Source organism: Stenotrophomonas sp. 86156_Sma (genome assembly GCF_056481625.1).
The window spans coordinates 3,017,806-3,034,452 of sequence record NZ_CM151157.1; the positions used below are offsets into that span (position 1 = coordinate 3,017,806).

The following is a 16,647-nucleotide window of genomic DNA, read 5'->3' on the forward strand; positions in this document are numbered from 1 at the left end:
GCCGTTGTCGTTTCCGGCACCATTCCATTTCAACGGCACGCCTCATGCACGGCATCGTCCAGTTGCCGGCGCTGCACGAAGTCCATGCGCTTGCCATTGGCCAGCACCTTCCCACGATGCTGCCGCGCGCGCTCACAGGCGGCGGGATCCGCGCTGATCGGTATCACTGCAGCCCGCGCACGCCGCTGCTGCACCACACGCGGACGCATTGAAGCTGGGCTCGCTGCCTTGGCCGCGCTCGCACCTGTCGAGGGCGGCTCCGCCGGCACCTCCCAGCGCCATTCCGCGCGCCCCTGGCACGGCGTCTGCTGGTAGACCGGATGCGGCCCGTCCACACATTTGTAGACGTTGGTCTGAGCATGCGCCCCCGTCGCCAGCAGCAGGTACAACAGCGGGCTCCAACACGCGTTCGACATTGCAGGCTCCTCGTCAGGGCTGCCGCCATCCTCGATGCCGGCACGGCTTCGTGCCAGAGCGATACACGTCACATCCGGCGTAATCCAGCACAGCCGTGCAAGTCGTGGGTCTGGCGCTGCGCTGTACTGCCGAAGGCACCGGCATCCACGCCAGCGCCCTCCCTCCCTTCCGTCAAGGAAACCACAATGAGCAACTTCGTCACCGTCGCCGACGGCGCGCGCATCTTCTACAAGGATTGGGGTACCGGCCAGCCGATCGTGTTCGCGCACGGCTGGCCGCTGTCGTCCGATGCCTGGGACCCGCAGATGCTGTTCATGGGCCAGAACGGCTTCCGCGTGATCGCTCACGACCGTCGCAGCCACGGCCGCTCCAGCCAGACCTGGGACGGCAACAACATGGACACCTACGCCGACGACCTGGCCGCCGTGCTCGAGGCGCTGGACCTGAAGGACGCGATCCTGGTCGGCCACTCCACCGGTGGCGGCGAAGTAGCCCATTACATCGGGCGCCACGGCAGCAAGCGCGTGGCCAAGGTGGTGCTGGTCGGCGCCGTGCCGCCGCTGATGCTGAAGACCGATGCCAACCCGGCCGGTACCCCGCTGGAGGTCTTCGACGGCATCCGCAAGGGCACCGGCGGTGACCGCTCGCAGTTCTTCAAGGACCTGACCACGCCGTTCTTCGGCGCCAACCGCGACGGCAACAGCGTTACCCAGGGCATGCGTGATTCGTTCTGGCTGCAGGGCATGCTCGGCGGCGTCAAGGGCCAGTACGACTGCGTGCACGAATTCTCGGAAGTGGATTACACCGAGGACCTGAAGAAGATCGATGTGCCAGCGCTGGTGGTGCATGGCGATGACGACCAGATCGTGCCATTCGATGCCTCGGCCAAGCTGTCCTCGCAGATCATCAAGGACGCCGAGTTGAAGGTGTACGCCGGTGCGCCGCACGGCCTGACCGTCACCCACGCCGACCGATTCAACGCCGACCTGCTGGCGTTCGCACGCGGGTGAGGCACTGCGGCGGCGCCACCCAGCGCCGCCGCCCCTGTGGTAGAGCCGGCCGCTGGCCGGCTGCGCAGGATCGGGATGGATTGATCGCGCAAAAAGGGGACGGAGGGGATTAAGTCGTTTGTGCACAAACGACTTAATCCCCTCCGTCCCCTTTTTGGATCAGATATCGCTGTGGTGGTGCGGGACCCCGGTCTTCGGCAGCGGGTCATGCCCGCCCACGAAGTGGCGCACCACCGGTGCACGCTCACCGCGATGCAGCCCGCGCAGCACTTCCTGGATCGCCTTGTCATCGGCGGTGATGCGTTCGTGCTGGCGCAGATGCTCCAGCCACGACGGGGTCACGAAATACTCAAGGTGGATGCCCGGGCTGGCCACGTCCTCCACCACACCCCAGACCACCGCGCCATCGCGGCGGCGGATCGTGCCCAGCGCACGCATCTGTGCCAGGAACGCGGCTCGATCAGCATCGTCAATGCGGTACTCGATGGTCACCAGCACCGGGCCGCGATCGTTGGATACCGGCACCGACAGTTCCGGTGCCGGCCAGTGCCCGGCCGGACGCAGGTTCAGATCCTCGGTGCCAGCGATGCGCACGCGCCACACCAGCAATCCGCCGATCACCGCGCCGGCAGCCGCCACCAGCAACGCCAGCTCCGGCGAGGTGCGCTGCGCCAGCGCGCCCCAGCTCAGGCCACCGGCCGCCATGCCAGCGGAGAACACCATGATGTACAGCGCCAGTGCACGCGCCCGTACCCACGCTGGCACTGCGGTCTGCGCGGCAATCTGCAGCGACGACAGCACGGTGATCCAGGCAAAGCCATTGATCAGCATCACCAAGGGCAGCACGTACCAGCTGCGGGTCAGCGCCAGCCCGACCAGGCTGAGCGCCAGCGACAGCGTGGCCAGCAGCACCAGCAGGTCGCGATCCATCTGCGCGCGCAGCTTCGGCAGCAACAACGCACCACCCACGGCACCGATCCCGATGCAGCCGAGCAGCATGCCGTACTGCCCCGCCCCACCCTGCATCTGGCCGCGTACCACCACCGGCAGCAGTGCATTCATTGCTGCAGCAAAGAAGAAGAAGCCGACCGACTTGATCAACACCGCCTGCAGGCGCCCGGCGCGGCTGGCATAGCGCAGGCCCGCCTTCAGGCCGGCACCGAAGCCTTCCGGCGGCAGGCTGGATTGCTTCGGGTCGCGCTTCCAGCCCCACACCACGAACAGCATCGCGGCAAAGGTGATGGCGTTGAAGCCGAATGCCCAGACCGCACCGAGCTGGGCGACGATCACACCACCGATGGCCGGGCCGATCGAGCGCGCGATGTTGATGCCGATCGAGTTCAGCGCCACCGCCGAGGCCAGCATCGGCTGCGGCACCAGTTCGGATACGATCGCGGCCTGTGCCGGCATCGCCATCGCCGCACCGCAGCCCATGCAGAAGGTCAGCAGCACCAGCAGCTGCGGCGTCAGCATGTCCATCGCGGTCAGCGCCGCCATCACCGCGGCGACCAGCAGCATCCAGCCCTGGGTGGCCAGCAGGTACCTGCGGCGGTCGACGATGTCGGCCAGGGTGCCGGCGGCCAGCGCCAGCAGCACGATCGGCACCGTGGTGGCCGACTGCACCAGCGCCACCATCAACGGTGAGCCGGTACGCTCGGCCATCACCCAGGCAGCGGCCACATCGTTGACCCAGGTGCCGATGTTGCTGGCCAGGATCGCCAGCCAGATCGAGCGGAACATCCGGATCTTCAGCGGGGACCAGGCACCTGCGGCCTGTGCGGGGGGTTGCGACGCGGTTGCGTTCACCATTGCCATGCTCCAACGATCGAGGCGAACAGCGTGTCCTGGCCTCCGGCCTGCTTCAGTGCAGGACCGGCATCGCCCCAGGCCAGCTGAAGCTGCCATTGCCAGTGTTCGCTGGCCTGCCAGCGTGTTTCGGATTTGTATTGATTGCCAATGCGGCGCGCGCCACCGGCGCTGCCTGGCAACGCCACCAGCGGTGCCGGCGTGGTGTAGACCGCATCGGCACGACGATGCTTCCAGGCCATCTGTACGCCCAGTTCCGTCGTCACCGCGTCGTGCAGGCGCAGGGTCAGGGTTGGCTGGAGGTCCATCAGGTTGGCCGGGGCCAGCAGGCTGGCCTCGCTGAAGTAGGCCGATTTCGGGAACAAGGCGTTGAAGGTTCCCAGCCGGCCGTCATGCAGGTTGCCATCGCCACTGGCGATGTCTGCCTTCAACCCCAGCCGCGGCTGCAGCGGCAGGTTCGTCCAGCGCCACCCCGTATCGGTCGCCAGCGTCCAGGCGCGGATATCGAGGGTGCCGGCGGTCGTCCGCAGTTCACCGCCCTGCGCCACCAGCTCGCTGTTCCAGTCCAGTGCACCGGCCTGGCCGAACCAGCGCGCGCCCACGGTCTGCCGACGTTCGGTACCCACACCCGCGGCGAAGCGCGCGCCGTCGCGGCGGTAGTCCAGCAGGTACAGATCCCACTGACCCGCCCGCTGCCCGCGCGCCGTGGTGGCATAGGCACCCCACAGGTGGGCGCCGTGTTCGCCGCGATCATCGAAGGCACCCGGTCGGTTTTCCACTGGCCGCAATGCCATCAGATCAAGCGTACCCAGGCGGCCTTTCCAACCCACACGCGCACCGTCGAACGCCAGGCGAATGTTCGGCCCGTCGCGCACCGACAGCAGTCGTGAACTGCCATAGCCGGCTTCCTGCCGGCCGAGTTGCAGATGGAAGCCATCGCGCTGCCAGCGCCAGTACGCCTGCTGCACATCCAGCGCGCTGCGGTCGGTGCGACCCGGGCCGCCGGCCTTGCCATTCTCCCCATGCACACCCAGCTGCAACTTCGCCTGCCAGCTGTCTTCCACATAGGTGGCCGAGGCCAGCGCGCGCAGCAGGCCATAGCCATCCTCGCTGCCGCCAATGCCGAACCGGGTCGGGTCGTAGTACAGGCCACGCGCCCGCAGCGATGCGTCCCATTGCAGCTGGCCGTCCCCAGCCGCGCTGCAATGACCGCCGTCGCAGGCCTGCACCAGCGACGGTGCGGCCAGCAATGCCAGGCTCAGAACGCGAAGCACGAGCATCCCATCGCGCCCCAGAACGCGGTCAGGTCATCGGTGGGCGCCGCGTGCCGTGCAGCATGACCATGAGCACCGTGAGTGCTGCAGGCCACACCGTGATGGTGGCGATGGGCGGCGGCCAATCCGGTGGCGGCACCGCCGACGTGGTAGCCACCGAACCGGTTGACCGGCGACCAGTTGGGCATCGCCGGCGGCAGCTGCGGCGCAAGCCCTGCATAGTCGGCGTCGGCATGCACGATGCGGCCACCGACCACGGTCAACACGCTGGTGATGTCGGCGATCTGCGCATCATCCACGCGGAAGAAATCGGCCGAGAGCAGGATGAAATCGGCCAACTGGCCGGCCTTCAACGTACCCTTCACTGCTTCGTCGCCGGAGAACCAGGCACTGCCCTGGGTCCACAGGCGCAGTGCCTGCTCACGTTCGAGCAGGTTCTCATCGCCATACAGGGCCAGCCCGCCGACGGTGCGCCCGGTCACCAGCCAGGACAACGCCACCCATGGGTTGTAGCTGGCCACACGGGTGGCATCGGTTCCAGCACCGACCGGCACGCCTTCGGCCAGCATGTGCTTGACCGGCGGCGTATGCCGCGCCGCCTGCACGCCGTAGCGCTCGACGAAGGCTTCGCCCTGATAGGCCATGCGATGCTGCACGGCGATGCCGCCACCCAGCGCACGGATGCGCTCGATGTTGCGCGGGGTGATGGTTTCGGCGTGATCGATGAACCAGTGCAGGCCATCGAACGGCACCTCGCGGTTGACCTGTTCGTACACATCGAGGACGCGGGTGATGCTCTCGTCGTACGTCGCATGGATGCGGAACGGCCAACGCTTCTCGACCAGCAGCTTCACCACATCGTGCAGTTCCGGTTCCAGCTCCGGCGGCAGTTCCGGGCGCGGCTCGTTGAACAACTCGAAGTCGGCCGCCGAGAACACCAGCATCTCGCCGGCACCGTTGTGGCGCAGCAGGTCATCACCCTGCCGCGGCTGCAGCATCTCGCTCCATCCGCGGAAGTCATCCACTTCCTTGCCCTTGTTCTGGGTGAACAGGTTGTAGGCGATGCGCACGGTCAGCTGGTCATCGCGGTGCAGCTGCTCGATGACCTGGTAGTCCTCGGGGTAGTTCTGGAAACCACCGCCGGCGTCGATCACCGAGGTGATGCCGAGACGGTTCAACTCACGCATGAAATGACGGGTGGAATTGGCCTGGTACTCGATCGGCAGCTTCGGACCCTTGGCCAGGGTCGCGTACAGGATCAGCGCGTTGGGCTTGGCCAGCAGCAGCCCGGTCGGGTTGCCGAGCGAATCACGCACGATCTGCCCGCCCGGCGGATCCGGGGTGTCCTTGGTATAGCCGCAGGCGCGCAACGCGGCACGGTTGAGCAGCGCCCGGTCGTACAGGTGCAGCAGGAACACCGGCGTGTCCGGCGCGATGTCGTTGAGCTCCTGCAGCGTGGGCAGGCGCTTCTCGTTGAACTGGGTGGCGGTGAAACCACCGACCACGCGCACCCACTGCGGTGCAGGCGTGCGGTCGACCTGCGCCTTCAGCATGTCCAAGGCATCGCCCAGCGAACGCAGGCCGTCCCAGCGCAGTTCCAGGTTGTAGTTCAGGCCACCACGTATCAGGTGGGTATGGCTGTCGTTGAGGCCGGGCAGCAGGCGCCGGCCCTGGGCGTCGATCAGGGTCGCTTCATTGCCCCAGCCACGCATGATCTCCTCGTCGCTGCCGACGGCAACGATGCGCCCTTCCTGCACGGCCAGCGCCTGTGCATGCGGCTGCTGTGGGTCAAGGGTGGTGATGCGGGCATTGCGGATGACCAGCGTGCTCATGCGACGCTCCTTGGAAGTGGAATCGAGTGCGGCACCGGCACGGCCGGCCAGGCCCAGCGCCACCGCGGCGCTGCCGGCCAGCACCACGTTGCGGCGGCCGTGATCGAGTGGATCGTGACTCATGCGAGATCTCCCGGAAGGCGTTGGCCGTCCAGTGCCCAGGCGCCGGGCCCGGTCAGCGCGAGGGCCAGCAGTACCGTGGTCCACATCAACGGGTACTCACTGCCGCCGCGCATCCAGAACCAGCCCTTGGGCAGGGCCAACAGTACGATGAAGCCGATGAAGGCCGCCGCTGCAAGCGCGGCGACGCGGGTCTGCCAGCCCAGCAGCACGGCCAGCCCTGACAGCACCTGCAGCAGGGCCAGCAGCAGCGGCAGCGGTGCCACCGCTGGCAGGCCGAAGCCGCGCAGCTCGCCGGCAAAACCGGCCAGCCCAGGACCGCCGAACCAACCGAACAGCTTGCCCAGCGCGTGGGGCAGCAGGAATCCCCCGGCTGCCACGCGCAGCATCAGCAGGGCCAGGTCGAGGCCATGGCCAGCCAGCATGCTCAGTGCCCGCCTTCCTGCGCGCCGAACATGCGCTTGGCGTACTGGATGCCGATGCCATAGCCGCCGGCATGGTCGCGGGCAATGCCGGTGGTCAGCTCGTAGGTCTCGCCACGCGCCCAGTCACGCTGCAGCTCCAGCAGGTACTGCACGCTGGTCATCGGCACTGCACCGGCCTGCACCATGCGGGTGATCGCACGCTCGTGGGCTTCTTCGCTGACATCGCCGCAGGCATCGGTGATCACATACACCTCGAAGCCCTGTGCCAGCGCCGACAGCGCCGGTCCCACGATGCAGACGCTGGTCCACAGGCCGGCAACAACCAGGCGACGCTTGCCGATGCGGTTGATCTCGTCGATCACCGGCTGGTCTTCCCAGGTGTTCATCGAGGTGCGGTCGAACACCGTCTGGCCCGGGAAGATCTCCGGCAGTTCCGGGAACATCGGGCCGGAGAACGACGCTTCGGCGACGGTGGTCAGCAGCACCGGCACGTTGAAGCCCTTGGCGCCCTTGCTGATCAACGACACGTTGTTGCGCAGCGCGGAGATATCGATGGTGTGGGTGGCGAATGCCATCTGCGACTGGAAGTCGATCAGCACCAGGGCATGGTCGGTGGGCGACAACAGGGCCGGGGCGGGCGTGGCGGTGGCAAGGTTCATGGTTGGACTCCGTTGGAAACACGATCAGGGGGAAGCAACAGGGCCGCATCGCCGGCCAGGTACTGGCCGGGGCTGCAGCCGGTCTCGGCGCGGAAGCTGCGGACGAAATGGCTCTGGTCGAAGAAGCCCAGCTGCTGCGCCAGGCACGACATCGGCAGCTGCGCGACCGGCAACAACTGGCGCGCACGTTCGATGCGGCGACGGCGCACGTAGCGCAGCGGGCTGGCGCCGGTACCGGTCCGGAACAGGCGCACCAGATGGAAGCGGCTGACGCAGGCGGCTGCGGCCAGCTCGGTCACCCGCAGCGGCTGCGACAGGTGCTCATCGACATAGCGCAGGGCGCGCTGCAATGCGGCGGCCTGCTGCGGTGCCAGCGCCACGGCGGGCGGATCGGGCGAAAAGACGGTGGCCATGCGGGACGCCGCGAGGGGGTGCCCCATGGTGCGTGGCCGCCGCACGATGCCCTACCCCCGTCGGTCGAGGCCAGCACCTACCCGAATGGGGGAGGCCGACGCCCGAGCAGGCGACGACCGAACAACCGCGCATCCAGTGAATAGGCGCCAGGGCCCAACATCAACAGCGCCAAGGGCAGCACCACCTGTGACCACGGCGCCTGCTGCGCGAACAGGCCCACGGCCGCCATCAGCACGGCCAGTGGCGTCAACACACCCAGCGTGAGCATCGGCACTGCCAGCAGGCACAGCGCCGACCACCCGCCCGCATGCGTGCCGGGCGTGCACAGTGCCGCGGACAGGCACAGCCGCAGCCACAGCAGGCCGATGCCCGGCCCGCGGTCGGGGAACATCACGAACAGGCGCTGCATGGCCGGGCTCCACAGGGCATGCCGGCGTGATAACCGACCGCGGCGGCCGCCGCCTACCCCGTTCGGGTCACCCCGGACTGCCCCGCACCTGCCAGAATGCGCGCCATGCGTGGCCGCCCCTTCCCGTTCCTGCGTCGCCTGCCGACGCTGCTGACGTGCCTGCTGCTGTGGACCGCCCTGCCCGCTTTTGCCGTGCAGCGCCCGCCGGTGAGCGGCGGGCTGCCCGGTTACGAGCACACCGCGTGGCGGGTCGGCCAGGGTGCACCCGGCGATATCTGGGACATCACCCAGGACCGCGACGGCCTGCTGTGGCTGGCCACCGGCTCGGGCCTGTACCGCTTCGATGGCCGTCGCTTCGAACGGCAGGCAGCGCCCGTCGGCAGCCAGTTCCCGTCCACCAACATGGTCACGCTGGCGCATGCCGCCGACGATGCCCTGTGGATCGGCTACTTCCAGGCCGGCATCAGCCGGTTCGCACAGGGGAGGCTGCACAACTACGGCCGCGAGCAGGGGGTGCCGGTCGGCGTGGTCCCACGCTTCAGCCAGGATCGCCAGGGCCAGCTGTGGGCGGCGATCAATGGCGGGCTGCGCCGCTTTGATGGACAGCGCTGGCAGCCACTGCCGGCCGCAGCCGGCCTGCCCGAGCGCCGTGTGCAGTGGGTGCTGCACGACAGCCGGGGCAGGTTCTGGGTGCTGGCCGACCTGAAGATCTGGATGCGTGCGGCCGGCCAGACCACGTTCGAGGACACCGGCATCGCGGTCTCGCAGATGGCAACGCTGGCCGAAAGCCCGCAGGGTGAAGTGTGGTTGGCCGACCGGGTGCGCGGCACCTCACCCCTGGCCAACGCGCAGGGCCTGTTGGCAGCCAGCGAACGTGAAGCGCGGCGTCTTCCGGAACTGGTTGCTGCACGCCTGCAGTTCACTGCCGATGGCGCGTTATGGGCCACGATGAGCCCGCACGGCGGCGTCGCCCGCATCACCTTCGACGGCAGCCGCGCCGTGCGCATGGAGCGTTTCGATTCGCCGCACGGGCTGACCGCCACCTCCGCGGTGCCGATCATCGTCGATCGCGAAGGCAATCTCTGGGTCGGCACCAATCTCGGCCTCAACCGCTTCCGCGCACGCAGCGTGCACACCCTGGCAGTGGGCCCGAGTGATCCCTACCGCTCGCTGGTGCGGGCCAGCGATGGCCGCGTGTATGGCTATGGCGAAGACCTCAAACCCTACGATCTGCGGCGCACTCTGCTGGATGGCAGTGCCCCGCAGCTGCAGGCCGCCGCGCGCCAGGCACCCACGCCGATCTGGCAGTTCGACTGGGTCAATCTTGCGCGCACGGTCGCCGGCCACACCTCGTTGATCCCGCTGCCGGCCCCGTTCACCGGGCAACCGCTGCACGCCCTGCTGTTCCCCGACGACGCGCAGGCCTGGGTATGCACGGGTGAACGCGGCGTCCTGCACTACCTGCATGGCCAATGGCAGCGCGAGGTCCGCCTGCCCGAGCAGGCCTGCTCATCGCTGGCGCTGGATGCCCATGGCCAGCTGCTGCTCGGCTATGCCGACGGCCGCCTGCGCCGGATGAGCGCGGGCCACATCGAGAGCTTCGATGCCAGCCAGGGCCTGTCGGTCGGGCCGATCACCGCAATGCTGCATCACCAGGACCTGCTGCTGGTCGCCGGCGAAGCCGGTCTGGCTGCGCGCGTTGGCAACGGTCGTTTCGTTCCGGTGCGAACCGACATGGCCGGTGTACTGGAAGGCATCACCGGCATGGTGGCCGATCCGAACGGACACCTCTGGTTCAATGGCAGCCGTGGCCTGGTCCGGCTGGGGAGCGATGAGCTGCGACGGACGCTGCGGACCGGGCTGCCGGTGACGCCACGCCTGTTCGATGCAGTGGATGGCATGCCGGGCATCGCCCTGCAGAGCGGACCGATCGCCACCGCCACGCTGGCCGATGACGGACTGCTGTGGCTGGCCACCAACCAGGGCCTGGCCTGGCTGGACACCACCCGCTCGCACGTCAACACCATGGCGCCCAGCGTGCGCATCGGCGAAGTGCTGTATGGCAGTGAGCACGAGCCACTGCGCGATGGCCTGCGCCTTCCGGCCGGCACCAGCCAATTGCAGATCGATTACGTGGCGCTGTCGCTGGCGCGCCCGGAGCGCAACCGCTACCGCTATCGCCTGTCCGGCGTCGACGACGGCTGGCAGGATGCCGGCAGCAGCACGCGGGCGTACTACACCAACCTCGCCCCGGGCAATTACCGGTTCGAGGTGGAAGCCGCCAACGAAGACGGCATCTGGAGCACTGCACCGGCCAGTCGCAGCTTCCGCATCGCCCCCACTTTCATGCAGACGGTGTGGTTCAAGCTGCTGTGTGCGGCCGCGATCCTCGCGCTGCTGGTGATGGCGGTGCGCATCCGCAGCGGGCAGCTGGCCGCGCTGTTCCGCGCGCGCCTGCAGGAACGCAATGGCGAACGCGAACGCATCGCACGCGACCTGCACGACACCCTGCTGCAGGGCAGCCAGGGCCTGATCCTGCGCCTGCACGCGATCAGCCAGTCGCCGCAGACCCCGGAGCCGGTACGCGGCCAGCTGGAATCGGCGATGCAACTGGCAGAGCGTAACCTGGCCGAGGGCCGCGAGCGGGTCAATGCCCTGCGTGAGGGACCGTTCGCTGGCCGCGACCTCGCTTCGGCACTGGCCGATGTGCATGCCGAGTACGCCGGGCATGGCACCAACCCACTTCGCCTGACCGTGGAAGGTGCAACCCCACCGCTGCAGGCCGACGCGGCCGAAGAAGTGTTCCTGATCGGGCGAGAGGCGATCCGCAATGCGTTGCGTCATGCCAACGCCAGCGCCATCGAAGTGGAGCTGTCCTACGGCACGCGGTGCTTCCTGCTGCACGTGCGCGACGATGGCGTCGGCATCGCCGACGACAATGCCGGCCATGGTCATTGGGGCCTGCAGGGCATGCGTGAGCGTGCGCAGCGCCTCGGTGCGGAACTACAGCTGTGGACCCGCGCCGGACTGGGGACCGAAGTCGCGCTGGCGGTTCCCGCCCGGCGCCTGTATCACCGCCGCCCATCGCGCTGGCGCTGGCCCTGGAGTAAAGCAAACCATGACTGAGTCCCCTGCCCCGATCGGCGTGCTGGTGGTCGACGACCACCCGCTGCTGCGTGACGGCCTGGCGGCGCTGCTGGGCGCACAACCCGATCTGCGCCTGCTCGGCGAAGCCGCCGATGGCGAGGAAGCCATCGCCTGCTACCAGCGGCTGCAGCCCGACGTGGTGCTGATGGACCTGCAGATGCCACGGCTGGATGGTGTGGAAGCCATCGTGCGGATCCGCGCGATGGACCCGCGCGCGCGCATCATCGTGCTGACCACCTACCGCGGTGACGTACGTGCGGTAAGGGCACTGCAGGCCGGCGCCAGCGCCTATCTGCTGAAGGACATGCTGCGCCATGAGCTGGTCGATACGATCCGCATGGTCGCTGGCGGCCGCCGCGCACCGATTCCCCCGGCGGTGGCGGCCAGCATCGCCGCGCATGTGGTGGAAGACCGGTTGTCGCCGCGCGAAACCGAGGTACTGAGGCATGTGGCCGGGGGCCTGTCGAACAAGCGCATCGGCGAGCGCATGCAGATTTCCGAGCAGACGGTGAAGGCGCACATGAAGAGCCTGATGGACAAGCTGGGCGTGGGTGATCGCACGCATGCGGTAACCCAGGCGCTGCGGCGCGGGATCATCAGCCTGGACGACAGCGGTCACGATTAGGGGGTTGTTCGGCAGGGCTTGCAGCCCTGCACCTGCGGTAGTGCCGGCCGCTGGCCGGCAACCTCAGGAGCAACAACAGCAACAGCGGGCTTTCCATGGGATGGCGGGGTGGGTCCGGTTGCGGGGGGCGCTGCAAGTCCCCCCTTCGGGGCCCGGCCCAGCCGCTGGCGGCTGTGCGTTCGGGCGCTTGCGAAGCCGTGCTTCGCAAGCAAAGCGCCCTCACCCATGTAAGCTCGGTCGCCGCTTGCTCGTGTGCGCAGTCCTGCGCACACGGCAAGACCGGGGTTGGGCGTCCTGCCCAACCCGCCCAAGGCATGCCTCGGGCCCATGCGGCTCACGCCCCCGCAACCGGACCCACCCCGCCTTCGACAGTTGGCCGCGATCTGTCGGAACGGCGTATTGCCCTGGTGGGTGTCGACCTTGGTCGACACAGTAGATCCACGCCATGCGTGGATGACTCATTCGATATCTGACAGATATTTCGACCAAGGTCGACACCTACCAACAGCCACCGGAATCTGTCAGAGGTGGGGCGGTGTCGGAGTGCGGGGTGTCAGCCGCATGGATGCGGCTGCCAAGCCTACAAGGACGTACTTGCGGCGTCCCCGCACTCCGACACCGCCCCACCACCCCACAGGAAACCCGCCGTTGCTGTTGCTGTTGCTTGTTGCTGTTGCTGTTGCTGTTGCTCCAGCTTCCAGCAGGTGCAGGGCTGCAAGCCCTGCCGAACACCATCCTTACCTCAAACGCAGCAGCAGGCTGCCACCCGCGCACACCACCGCCAGCCAGGCCACGCCGTTCCAACCCCACTGCGCCAGCGCCAGGCTGCCCAGCGCACCACCGGCGGCCATGCCGATGAACATGCCCGTGAACAGCAACGCATTGAGCCGGCTGCGTGCCGGCGGCACCAGTCCGTAGACCAACGTCTGGTGCGCCACCAGCGCCGACTGGAAGCCGAAGTCGAACAGCAGCGCGCTCACCACCAGCAGCGGTAGCAGCGCAGCGGACGGCAGCCACGACTCGGTCAACAGCAGGCCAAAGCCCAGCAGCGCCACCGCGATCGCCAGCCGCGCCACGGCGTGGCAACCCAAGCGATCGGCGAATCGACCCGCAAACGGCGCGGCCAATGCGCCGGCCGCACCGGCAATGCCGAATGCACCCGCTGCGGCACTACCCAGCCCCAACCGTGCATGCAGCATCAGCACGAGGGTTGACCAGAACGCGCTGAAGCCCACCGCCAGCAGCGACTGGCTGGCCACCGCACGGCGCAGCTGTGGCTGCTCGCGCCACAACGCCAGCAGTGAACCCAACAACACCGGATAGCGCAGTGTGCTGGTCGGTGCGAAACGCGGCAGCGCACGCGCCATCACCGCGCCCATCGCCGCCACCGATACCGCGGCCAGTACGAACTGCGTGCGCCAACCCCATGCTTCAGCCACCACGCCACTGATCACGCGCGACAGCAGGATGCCGAGCAGCAGGCCGGTCATCACCCGGCCGACGATCTGTCCGCGTTGTGCATCCGGCGCCAGCACCGCAGCGGCCGGCACGATGTCCTGCGCCAGCGTAGCCATCAGCCCGACCAGCAGGCTGGCCATCAGCAGGCCCGGCAGGTGCCCGGCCATCGCTGCGGCGCCCAGTGCCAGCGCCAGCAATGCGGACTTCAGCAGAATGAGGCTGCGGCGGTCGAAGCGGTCGCCCAGCGGTGCCAGCAGCAGGATACCCAGCGCATAGCCGAGCTGGGTCAGGGTCGGCACCAGGCCGGCGTCGCGCTCACCTGCGCCGAGGTCCTGGGCGATCAGGCCCAGCATCGGCTGGCTGTAGTACAGCGAGGCGACCGAGAAGCCGGCGCCGGCCGCCATCGCCAGCACCAACGGGGTGGAAGGCGCGGTCGTTGGTGCCGCAGCGACGGACAGCGAGGGGGTAGACATGGGAGAGTCCGGTGGGGGAAGTGGGCGTATCCTGCCGGTATTCGCGAGGCGTCTGTAGTAGGCTTCCGCACATACACTTCATACGCAAAGCGCATGAATGACCTCGCCACCGGCGCCGATCGTCTGGATCTGCTGCGCACCTTCCTGCGCATCGTCGATGCCGGCAGCCTGTCTGCTGCGGCCGTGCAGCTGGGCACCACCCAGCCGACGGTCAGCCGCCGCCTTCAGGCCCTGGAGCGGCAGTTAGGCCTGCGCCTTCTGCAGCGCTCCACCCACGGCCTGCAGCTGACCGAGGATGGCCTGCGCTGCCAGCGTCATGCGCAACGCGTGGTCGACGAATGGGAGTCGCTACAGGCCGAACTGCACGGCGAACCGGAAACGCTGCGTGGACGTTTGCGGGTGATGGTGCCGCACGCCTTCGGCCAGGCGCAGCTGCTGCCGACCATGCTCGCGTTCCTCGCCCAGCACCCGCAGCTGAGCCTGGAGTGGATCCTCGAGGATCGGCGCCCGGACTTCATCGCAGAAGGCATCGACTGCGCGGTGCGGGTGGGCCCCGTCGACGAACCGCGCATGGTCGCACTACCGCTCGCCGAAGTGCCGCGCATCGTCGTGGCAGCGCCCTCATTGGTGGACGCCACAGCAGTCAGTACGCCGGAACAGGCGCAGTCACTGCCGTGGATCTCGCTGGTCACCTACTACCGCGAACGCCTGCTGCTGCATGACGCACAGGGCCGCGCGCATACGCTGTCGATCAGCCCGCGCCTGCTCAGCGACAACCTGTTCGTGGTGCAGCAGGCCGCATGTGCGGGGCTGGGCGCAGCGGTGGTCTCGGCCTGGCTGGTCGCCGACGATCTCGCACAAGGGCGGCTGGTGCAGCTGCTGCCGGACTGGCAGGCGCCGGCACTGCCGGTACACGTGGTGTTTCCCGCCGCGCGCCAGCAGCCGCCGCGGCTGCGCGCCTTCATCGATGCGATGAAGGCCGCGCTGCCGCAATTGCATGGAATGCGGCCGGCGCCGCGTTAGGTCATCGGCCGCATCATCCACGCATGGCGTGGATCTACTGATGGTACGGGTAGATCCACGCCATGCGTGGATTCTGCCCAGCCCCGCAATCAGTTGGCCTTGGCCGCCTCGGCATTCCACGCTGCGACCCTGGCCTTGGTGTCGGCCAGCATCTTGTCCAGCGCGGCGCGGTCATGCACGTTGCCGCGCAGGATCACGCTGTCGATCTTTTCGGTGGCAGCAATGTCCTGCAGCGGGTTGGCGGTCAGCAGCACCAGATCGGCGGCCTTGCCCTGCGCGACACCCCCGTAACGGTCCATCTGGCCGAACCAGGCCGGGCCGGAACGGGTTGCGGCCGACAGCGCCTGCGATGCGCTCAGGCCCTCCTTCACGAACAGCTGCAGTTCCTGATGCAGGGCGATGCCCGGGAAGTTGAACGAGTTGAGGAAGCCCGCATCGGTGCCCGCAATGATCGTCACACCGGCTTCCTGCAGCATCGGCAGCACCGCGGCCACCTGGTGGTACTGCGCGTGGCGCGCTTCGATCTGTGCCGGCGTGGCCTTCGCCGCGCGGTCCACGCGCCACTGGTAGGTCGCGCGCAGGCCCGGGCCGATGTAGGCCAGGTACGGATCGTTGGCGTGGTCATCCTGGTCAAGGAAATCGAGGATGCGGCCACCGTTGAGGGTCGGGGTCACGAACACGCCGCGCTTGGCGAAATCGCGGTAGGCGTGCATCGCCGTATCACGATCGAAGCTGGCGTCGAGGCGGCGGTTGGCTTCGGCGCGGTCGATGCGACCGGCACCGAAGTCGGCGGCGATCTGCGCTTCGTCCTTGCTGCCGGCCTTGAATGCGTAATCCAGATGCTCGATCGAGGCCAGGCCCGCATCGATCGCCTGCTCCACGGTCAGTGCCATCGGAATATGCCCCGAGGCCTTGAAGCCGGACTTGCGCGCAGCACTGGCCGAGTACAGGAACAGTTCCGGCTTCAGCGTGCTGTCGGTGATCTTCACGAAATCAACCTTGTCGTGCTGCAGGCGGGTGATCGCCTTGTCGGCGTCAGCCTCGCTACCCACCTCGATCGTGCCCTTCCAGACCGGCTTGATGCCTTCGATCTTCGCGCCCGAACTGAGCAGGCGCGGACCGAACAGCGCACCCTTGGCGATCTCGCCGCGCCACTGCAGTACCTGCTCGGGCAGATCGCCGGAGCAGTCACGCACGGTGGTGATGCCGTGCGCGATGTACAGCGGCAGCAGCGCCTTGTTCTCTTCAATCAGCGCCGGGCCACCACCGAAGTGCACGTGCATGTCCCACAGGCCCGGGATCAGGTACTTGCCCTTGGCATCGATCTGGCGGGCCGCGCTCCATTGGCTGCGCAGCTGCGCATCCGGGCCGACGGCGACGATGTCCTCGCCGCGGATCACCACGCTCTGCCCCGCCAGGGTGCTGGCGTGCTCGACATCGACCACGGTGGCATTGCGGATCAGCAGGTCGGCGCGCTCAGCGGCAGACGCCGACAGCGGTGCCACCGCAAGGAGGATGGCAAGGGACAACGGACGGGAACGGAACATGGACAGCA

Annotated in this window: 14 protein-coding genes; 4 read left to right on the forward strand and 10 right to left on the reverse strand. The window is 68.0% G+C overall.

The window, feature by feature from the left end:
* Positions 1–29 precede the first annotated feature (29 nt).
* Positions 30–416, reverse strand: a complete 387-nt coding sequence (locus tag ACZK33_RS13970; RefSeq protein ID WP_071229094.1) for a hypothetical protein — start codon at positions 414–416, stop codon at positions 30–32.
* 186 nt (positions 417–602) lie between these two features.
* Between ACZK33_RS13970 and ACZK33_RS13975 the strand changes: the two genes are divergently transcribed.
* Complete coding sequence (locus ACZK33_RS13975; protein WP_049423090.1) at positions 603–1,427, forward strand: alpha/beta fold hydrolase; 825 nt, start codon at positions 603–605, stop codon at positions 1,425–1,427.
* Positions 1,428–1,586: 159 nt separating this feature from the next.
* Here ACZK33_RS13975 and ACZK33_RS13980 read toward each other — a convergent pair whose 3' ends face one another.
* From ACZK33_RS13980 to ACZK33_RS14010, 7 genes are all read right to left on the reverse strand, one after another.
* Positions 1,587–3,236 (reverse strand): MFS transporter, encoded by a 1,650-nt coding sequence (locus ACZK33_RS13980; protein ID WP_423174920.1) that lies wholly within the window; start codon positions 3,234–3,236, stop codon positions 1,587–1,589.
* A complete protein-coding gene (locus tag ACZK33_RS13985) occupies positions 3,230–4,513 on the reverse strand; it encodes an alginate export family protein (RefSeq protein ID WP_423174921.1) in 1,284 nt (427 codons plus the stop codon). The genes ACZK33_RS13980 and ACZK33_RS13985 overlap by 7 nt, the downstream gene beginning before the upstream one ends.
* Positions 4,492–6,339 (reverse strand): amidohydrolase, encoded by a 1,848-nt coding sequence (locus ACZK33_RS13990; RefSeq protein WP_423174926.1) that lies wholly within the window; start codon positions 6,337–6,339, stop codon positions 4,492–4,494. The genes ACZK33_RS13985 and ACZK33_RS13990 overlap by 22 nt, the downstream gene beginning before the upstream one ends.
* A 119-nt stretch (positions 6,340–6,458) precedes the next feature.
* Positions 6,459–6,884: a DoxX family protein gene (locus ACZK33_RS13995; RefSeq protein WP_423174922.1), complete on the reverse strand. Its 426-nt coding sequence runs from the start codon at positions 6,882–6,884 to the stop codon at positions 6,459–6,461.
* Positions 6,885–6,886: 2 nt separating this feature from the next.
* Positions 6,887–7,543, reverse strand: a complete 657-nt coding sequence (locus ACZK33_RS14000) for a hydrolase (RefSeq protein ID WP_423174923.1) — start codon at positions 7,541–7,543, stop codon at positions 6,887–6,889.
* On the reverse strand, positions 7,540–7,983 hold the full coding sequence (locus ACZK33_RS14005; RefSeq protein WP_053091059.1) for a helix-turn-helix transcriptional regulator: 444 nt from the start codon (positions 7,981–7,983) through the stop codon (positions 7,540–7,542). Before ACZK33_RS14005 ends, ACZK33_RS14000 begins: the two co-directional genes overlap by 4 nt.
* 50 nt (positions 7,984–8,033) lie before the next feature.
* Positions 8,034–8,366, reverse strand: coding sequence for a hypothetical protein (locus ACZK33_RS14010; RefSeq protein ID WP_032128091.1), 333 nt, complete (start codon positions 8,364–8,366; stop codon positions 8,034–8,036).
* A gap of 96 nt (positions 8,367–8,462) precedes the next feature.
* Here ACZK33_RS14010 and ACZK33_RS14015 point away from each other — a divergent pair, with 96 nt between their 5' ends.
* Both ACZK33_RS14015 and ACZK33_RS14020 read left to right on the forward strand, forming a co-directional pair.
* Positions 8,463–11,492, forward strand: coding sequence for a sensor histidine kinase (locus ACZK33_RS14015; protein WP_423174924.1), 3,030 nt, complete (start codon positions 8,463–8,465; stop codon positions 11,490–11,492).
* Positions 11,485–12,138, forward strand: coding sequence for a response regulator (locus tag ACZK33_RS14020; RefSeq protein ID WP_032128093.1), 654 nt, complete (start codon positions 11,485–11,487; stop codon positions 12,136–12,138). Before ACZK33_RS14015 ends, ACZK33_RS14020 begins: the two co-directional genes overlap by 8 nt.
* A gap of 737 nt (positions 12,139–12,875) precedes the next feature.
* Here the strand turns inward: ACZK33_RS14020 and ACZK33_RS14025 are convergent.
* Entirely contained in the window at positions 12,876–14,069 is a 1,194-nt protein-coding gene (locus ACZK33_RS14025) for an MFS transporter (RefSeq protein ID WP_423175725.1), read from the reverse strand.
* A 93-nt stretch (positions 14,070–14,162) separates the two neighbouring features.
* Here ACZK33_RS14025 and ACZK33_RS14030 point away from each other — a divergent pair, with 93 nt between their 5' ends.
* The gene (locus tag ACZK33_RS14030; RefSeq protein ID WP_032128095.1) at positions 14,163–15,092 is read left to right on the forward strand and encodes a LysR family transcriptional regulator; all 930 of its coding nucleotides are present in this window, start codon (positions 14,163–14,165) and stop codon (positions 15,090–15,092) included.
* Positions 15,093–15,181: 89 nt separating this feature from the next.
* Here the strand turns inward: ACZK33_RS14030 and ACZK33_RS14035 are convergent, their stop codons facing one another.
* On the reverse strand, positions 15,182–16,639 hold the full coding sequence (locus ACZK33_RS14035) for an amidohydrolase family protein (protein WP_423175728.1): 1,458 nt from the start codon (positions 16,637–16,639) through the stop codon (positions 15,182–15,184).
* Between the last annotated feature and the right edge of the window lie 8 nt (positions 16,640–16,647).

What these genes read in the sequence shown, in the direction of transcription:
- ACZK33_RS14020 (WP_032128093.1), top strand. Translation starts at nt 11,485, where the DNA reads ATGACTGAGTCCCCTGCCCCGATCGGCGTGCTGGTGGTCGACGACCAC.
- ACZK33_RS14025 (WP_423175725.1), bottom strand. Translation starts at nt 14,069, where the DNA reads ATGTCTACCCCCTCGCTGTCCGTCGCTGCGGCACCAACGACCGCGCCT.
- ACZK33_RS14005 (WP_053091059.1), bottom strand. Translation starts at nt 7,983, where the DNA reads ATGGGGCACCCCCTCGCGGCGTCCCGCATGGCCACCGTCTTTTCGCCC.
- ACZK33_RS13970 (WP_071229094.1), bottom strand. Translation starts at nt 416, where the DNA reads ATGTCGAACGCGTGTTGGAGCCCGCTGTTGTACCTGCTGCTGGCGACG.
- ACZK33_RS14015 (WP_423174924.1), top strand. Translation starts at nt 8,463, where the DNA reads ATGCGCGCCATGCGTGGCCGCCCCTTCCCGTTCCTGCGTCGCCTGCCG.
- ACZK33_RS13975 (WP_049423090.1), top strand. Translation starts at nt 603, where the DNA reads ATGAGCAACTTCGTCACCGTCGCCGACGGCGCGCGCATCTTCTACAAG.
- ACZK33_RS13995 (WP_423174922.1), bottom strand. Translation starts at nt 6,884, where the DNA reads ATGCTGGCTGGCCATGGCCTCGACCTGGCCCTGCTGATGCTGCGCGTG.
- ACZK33_RS14010 (WP_032128091.1), bottom strand. Translation starts at nt 8,366, where the DNA reads ATGCAGCGCCTGTTCGTGATGTTCCCCGACCGCGGGCCGGGCATCGGC.
- ACZK33_RS13990 (WP_423174926.1), bottom strand. Translation starts at nt 6,339, where the DNA reads ATGAGCACGCTGGTCATCCGCAATGCCCGCATCACCACCCTTGACCCA.
- ACZK33_RS13980 (WP_423174920.1), bottom strand. Translation starts at nt 3,236, where the DNA reads ATGGTGAACGCAACCGCGTCGCAACCCCCCGCACAGGCCGCAGGTGCC.
- ACZK33_RS14000 (WP_423174923.1), bottom strand. Translation starts at nt 7,543, where the DNA reads ATGAACCTTGCCACCGCCACGCCCGCCCCGGCCCTGTTGTCGCCCACC.
- ACZK33_RS14035 (WP_423175728.1), bottom strand. Translation starts at nt 16,639, where the DNA reads ATGTTCCGTTCCCGTCCGTTGTCCCTTGCCATCCTCCTTGCGGTGGCA.
- ACZK33_RS13985 (WP_423174921.1), bottom strand. Translation starts at nt 4,513, where the DNA reads ATGCTCGTGCTTCGCGTTCTGAGCCTGGCATTGCTGGCCGCACCGTCG.
- ACZK33_RS14030 (WP_032128095.1), top strand. Translation starts at nt 14,163, where the DNA reads ATGAATGACCTCGCCACCGGCGCCGATCGTCTGGATCTGCTGCGCACC.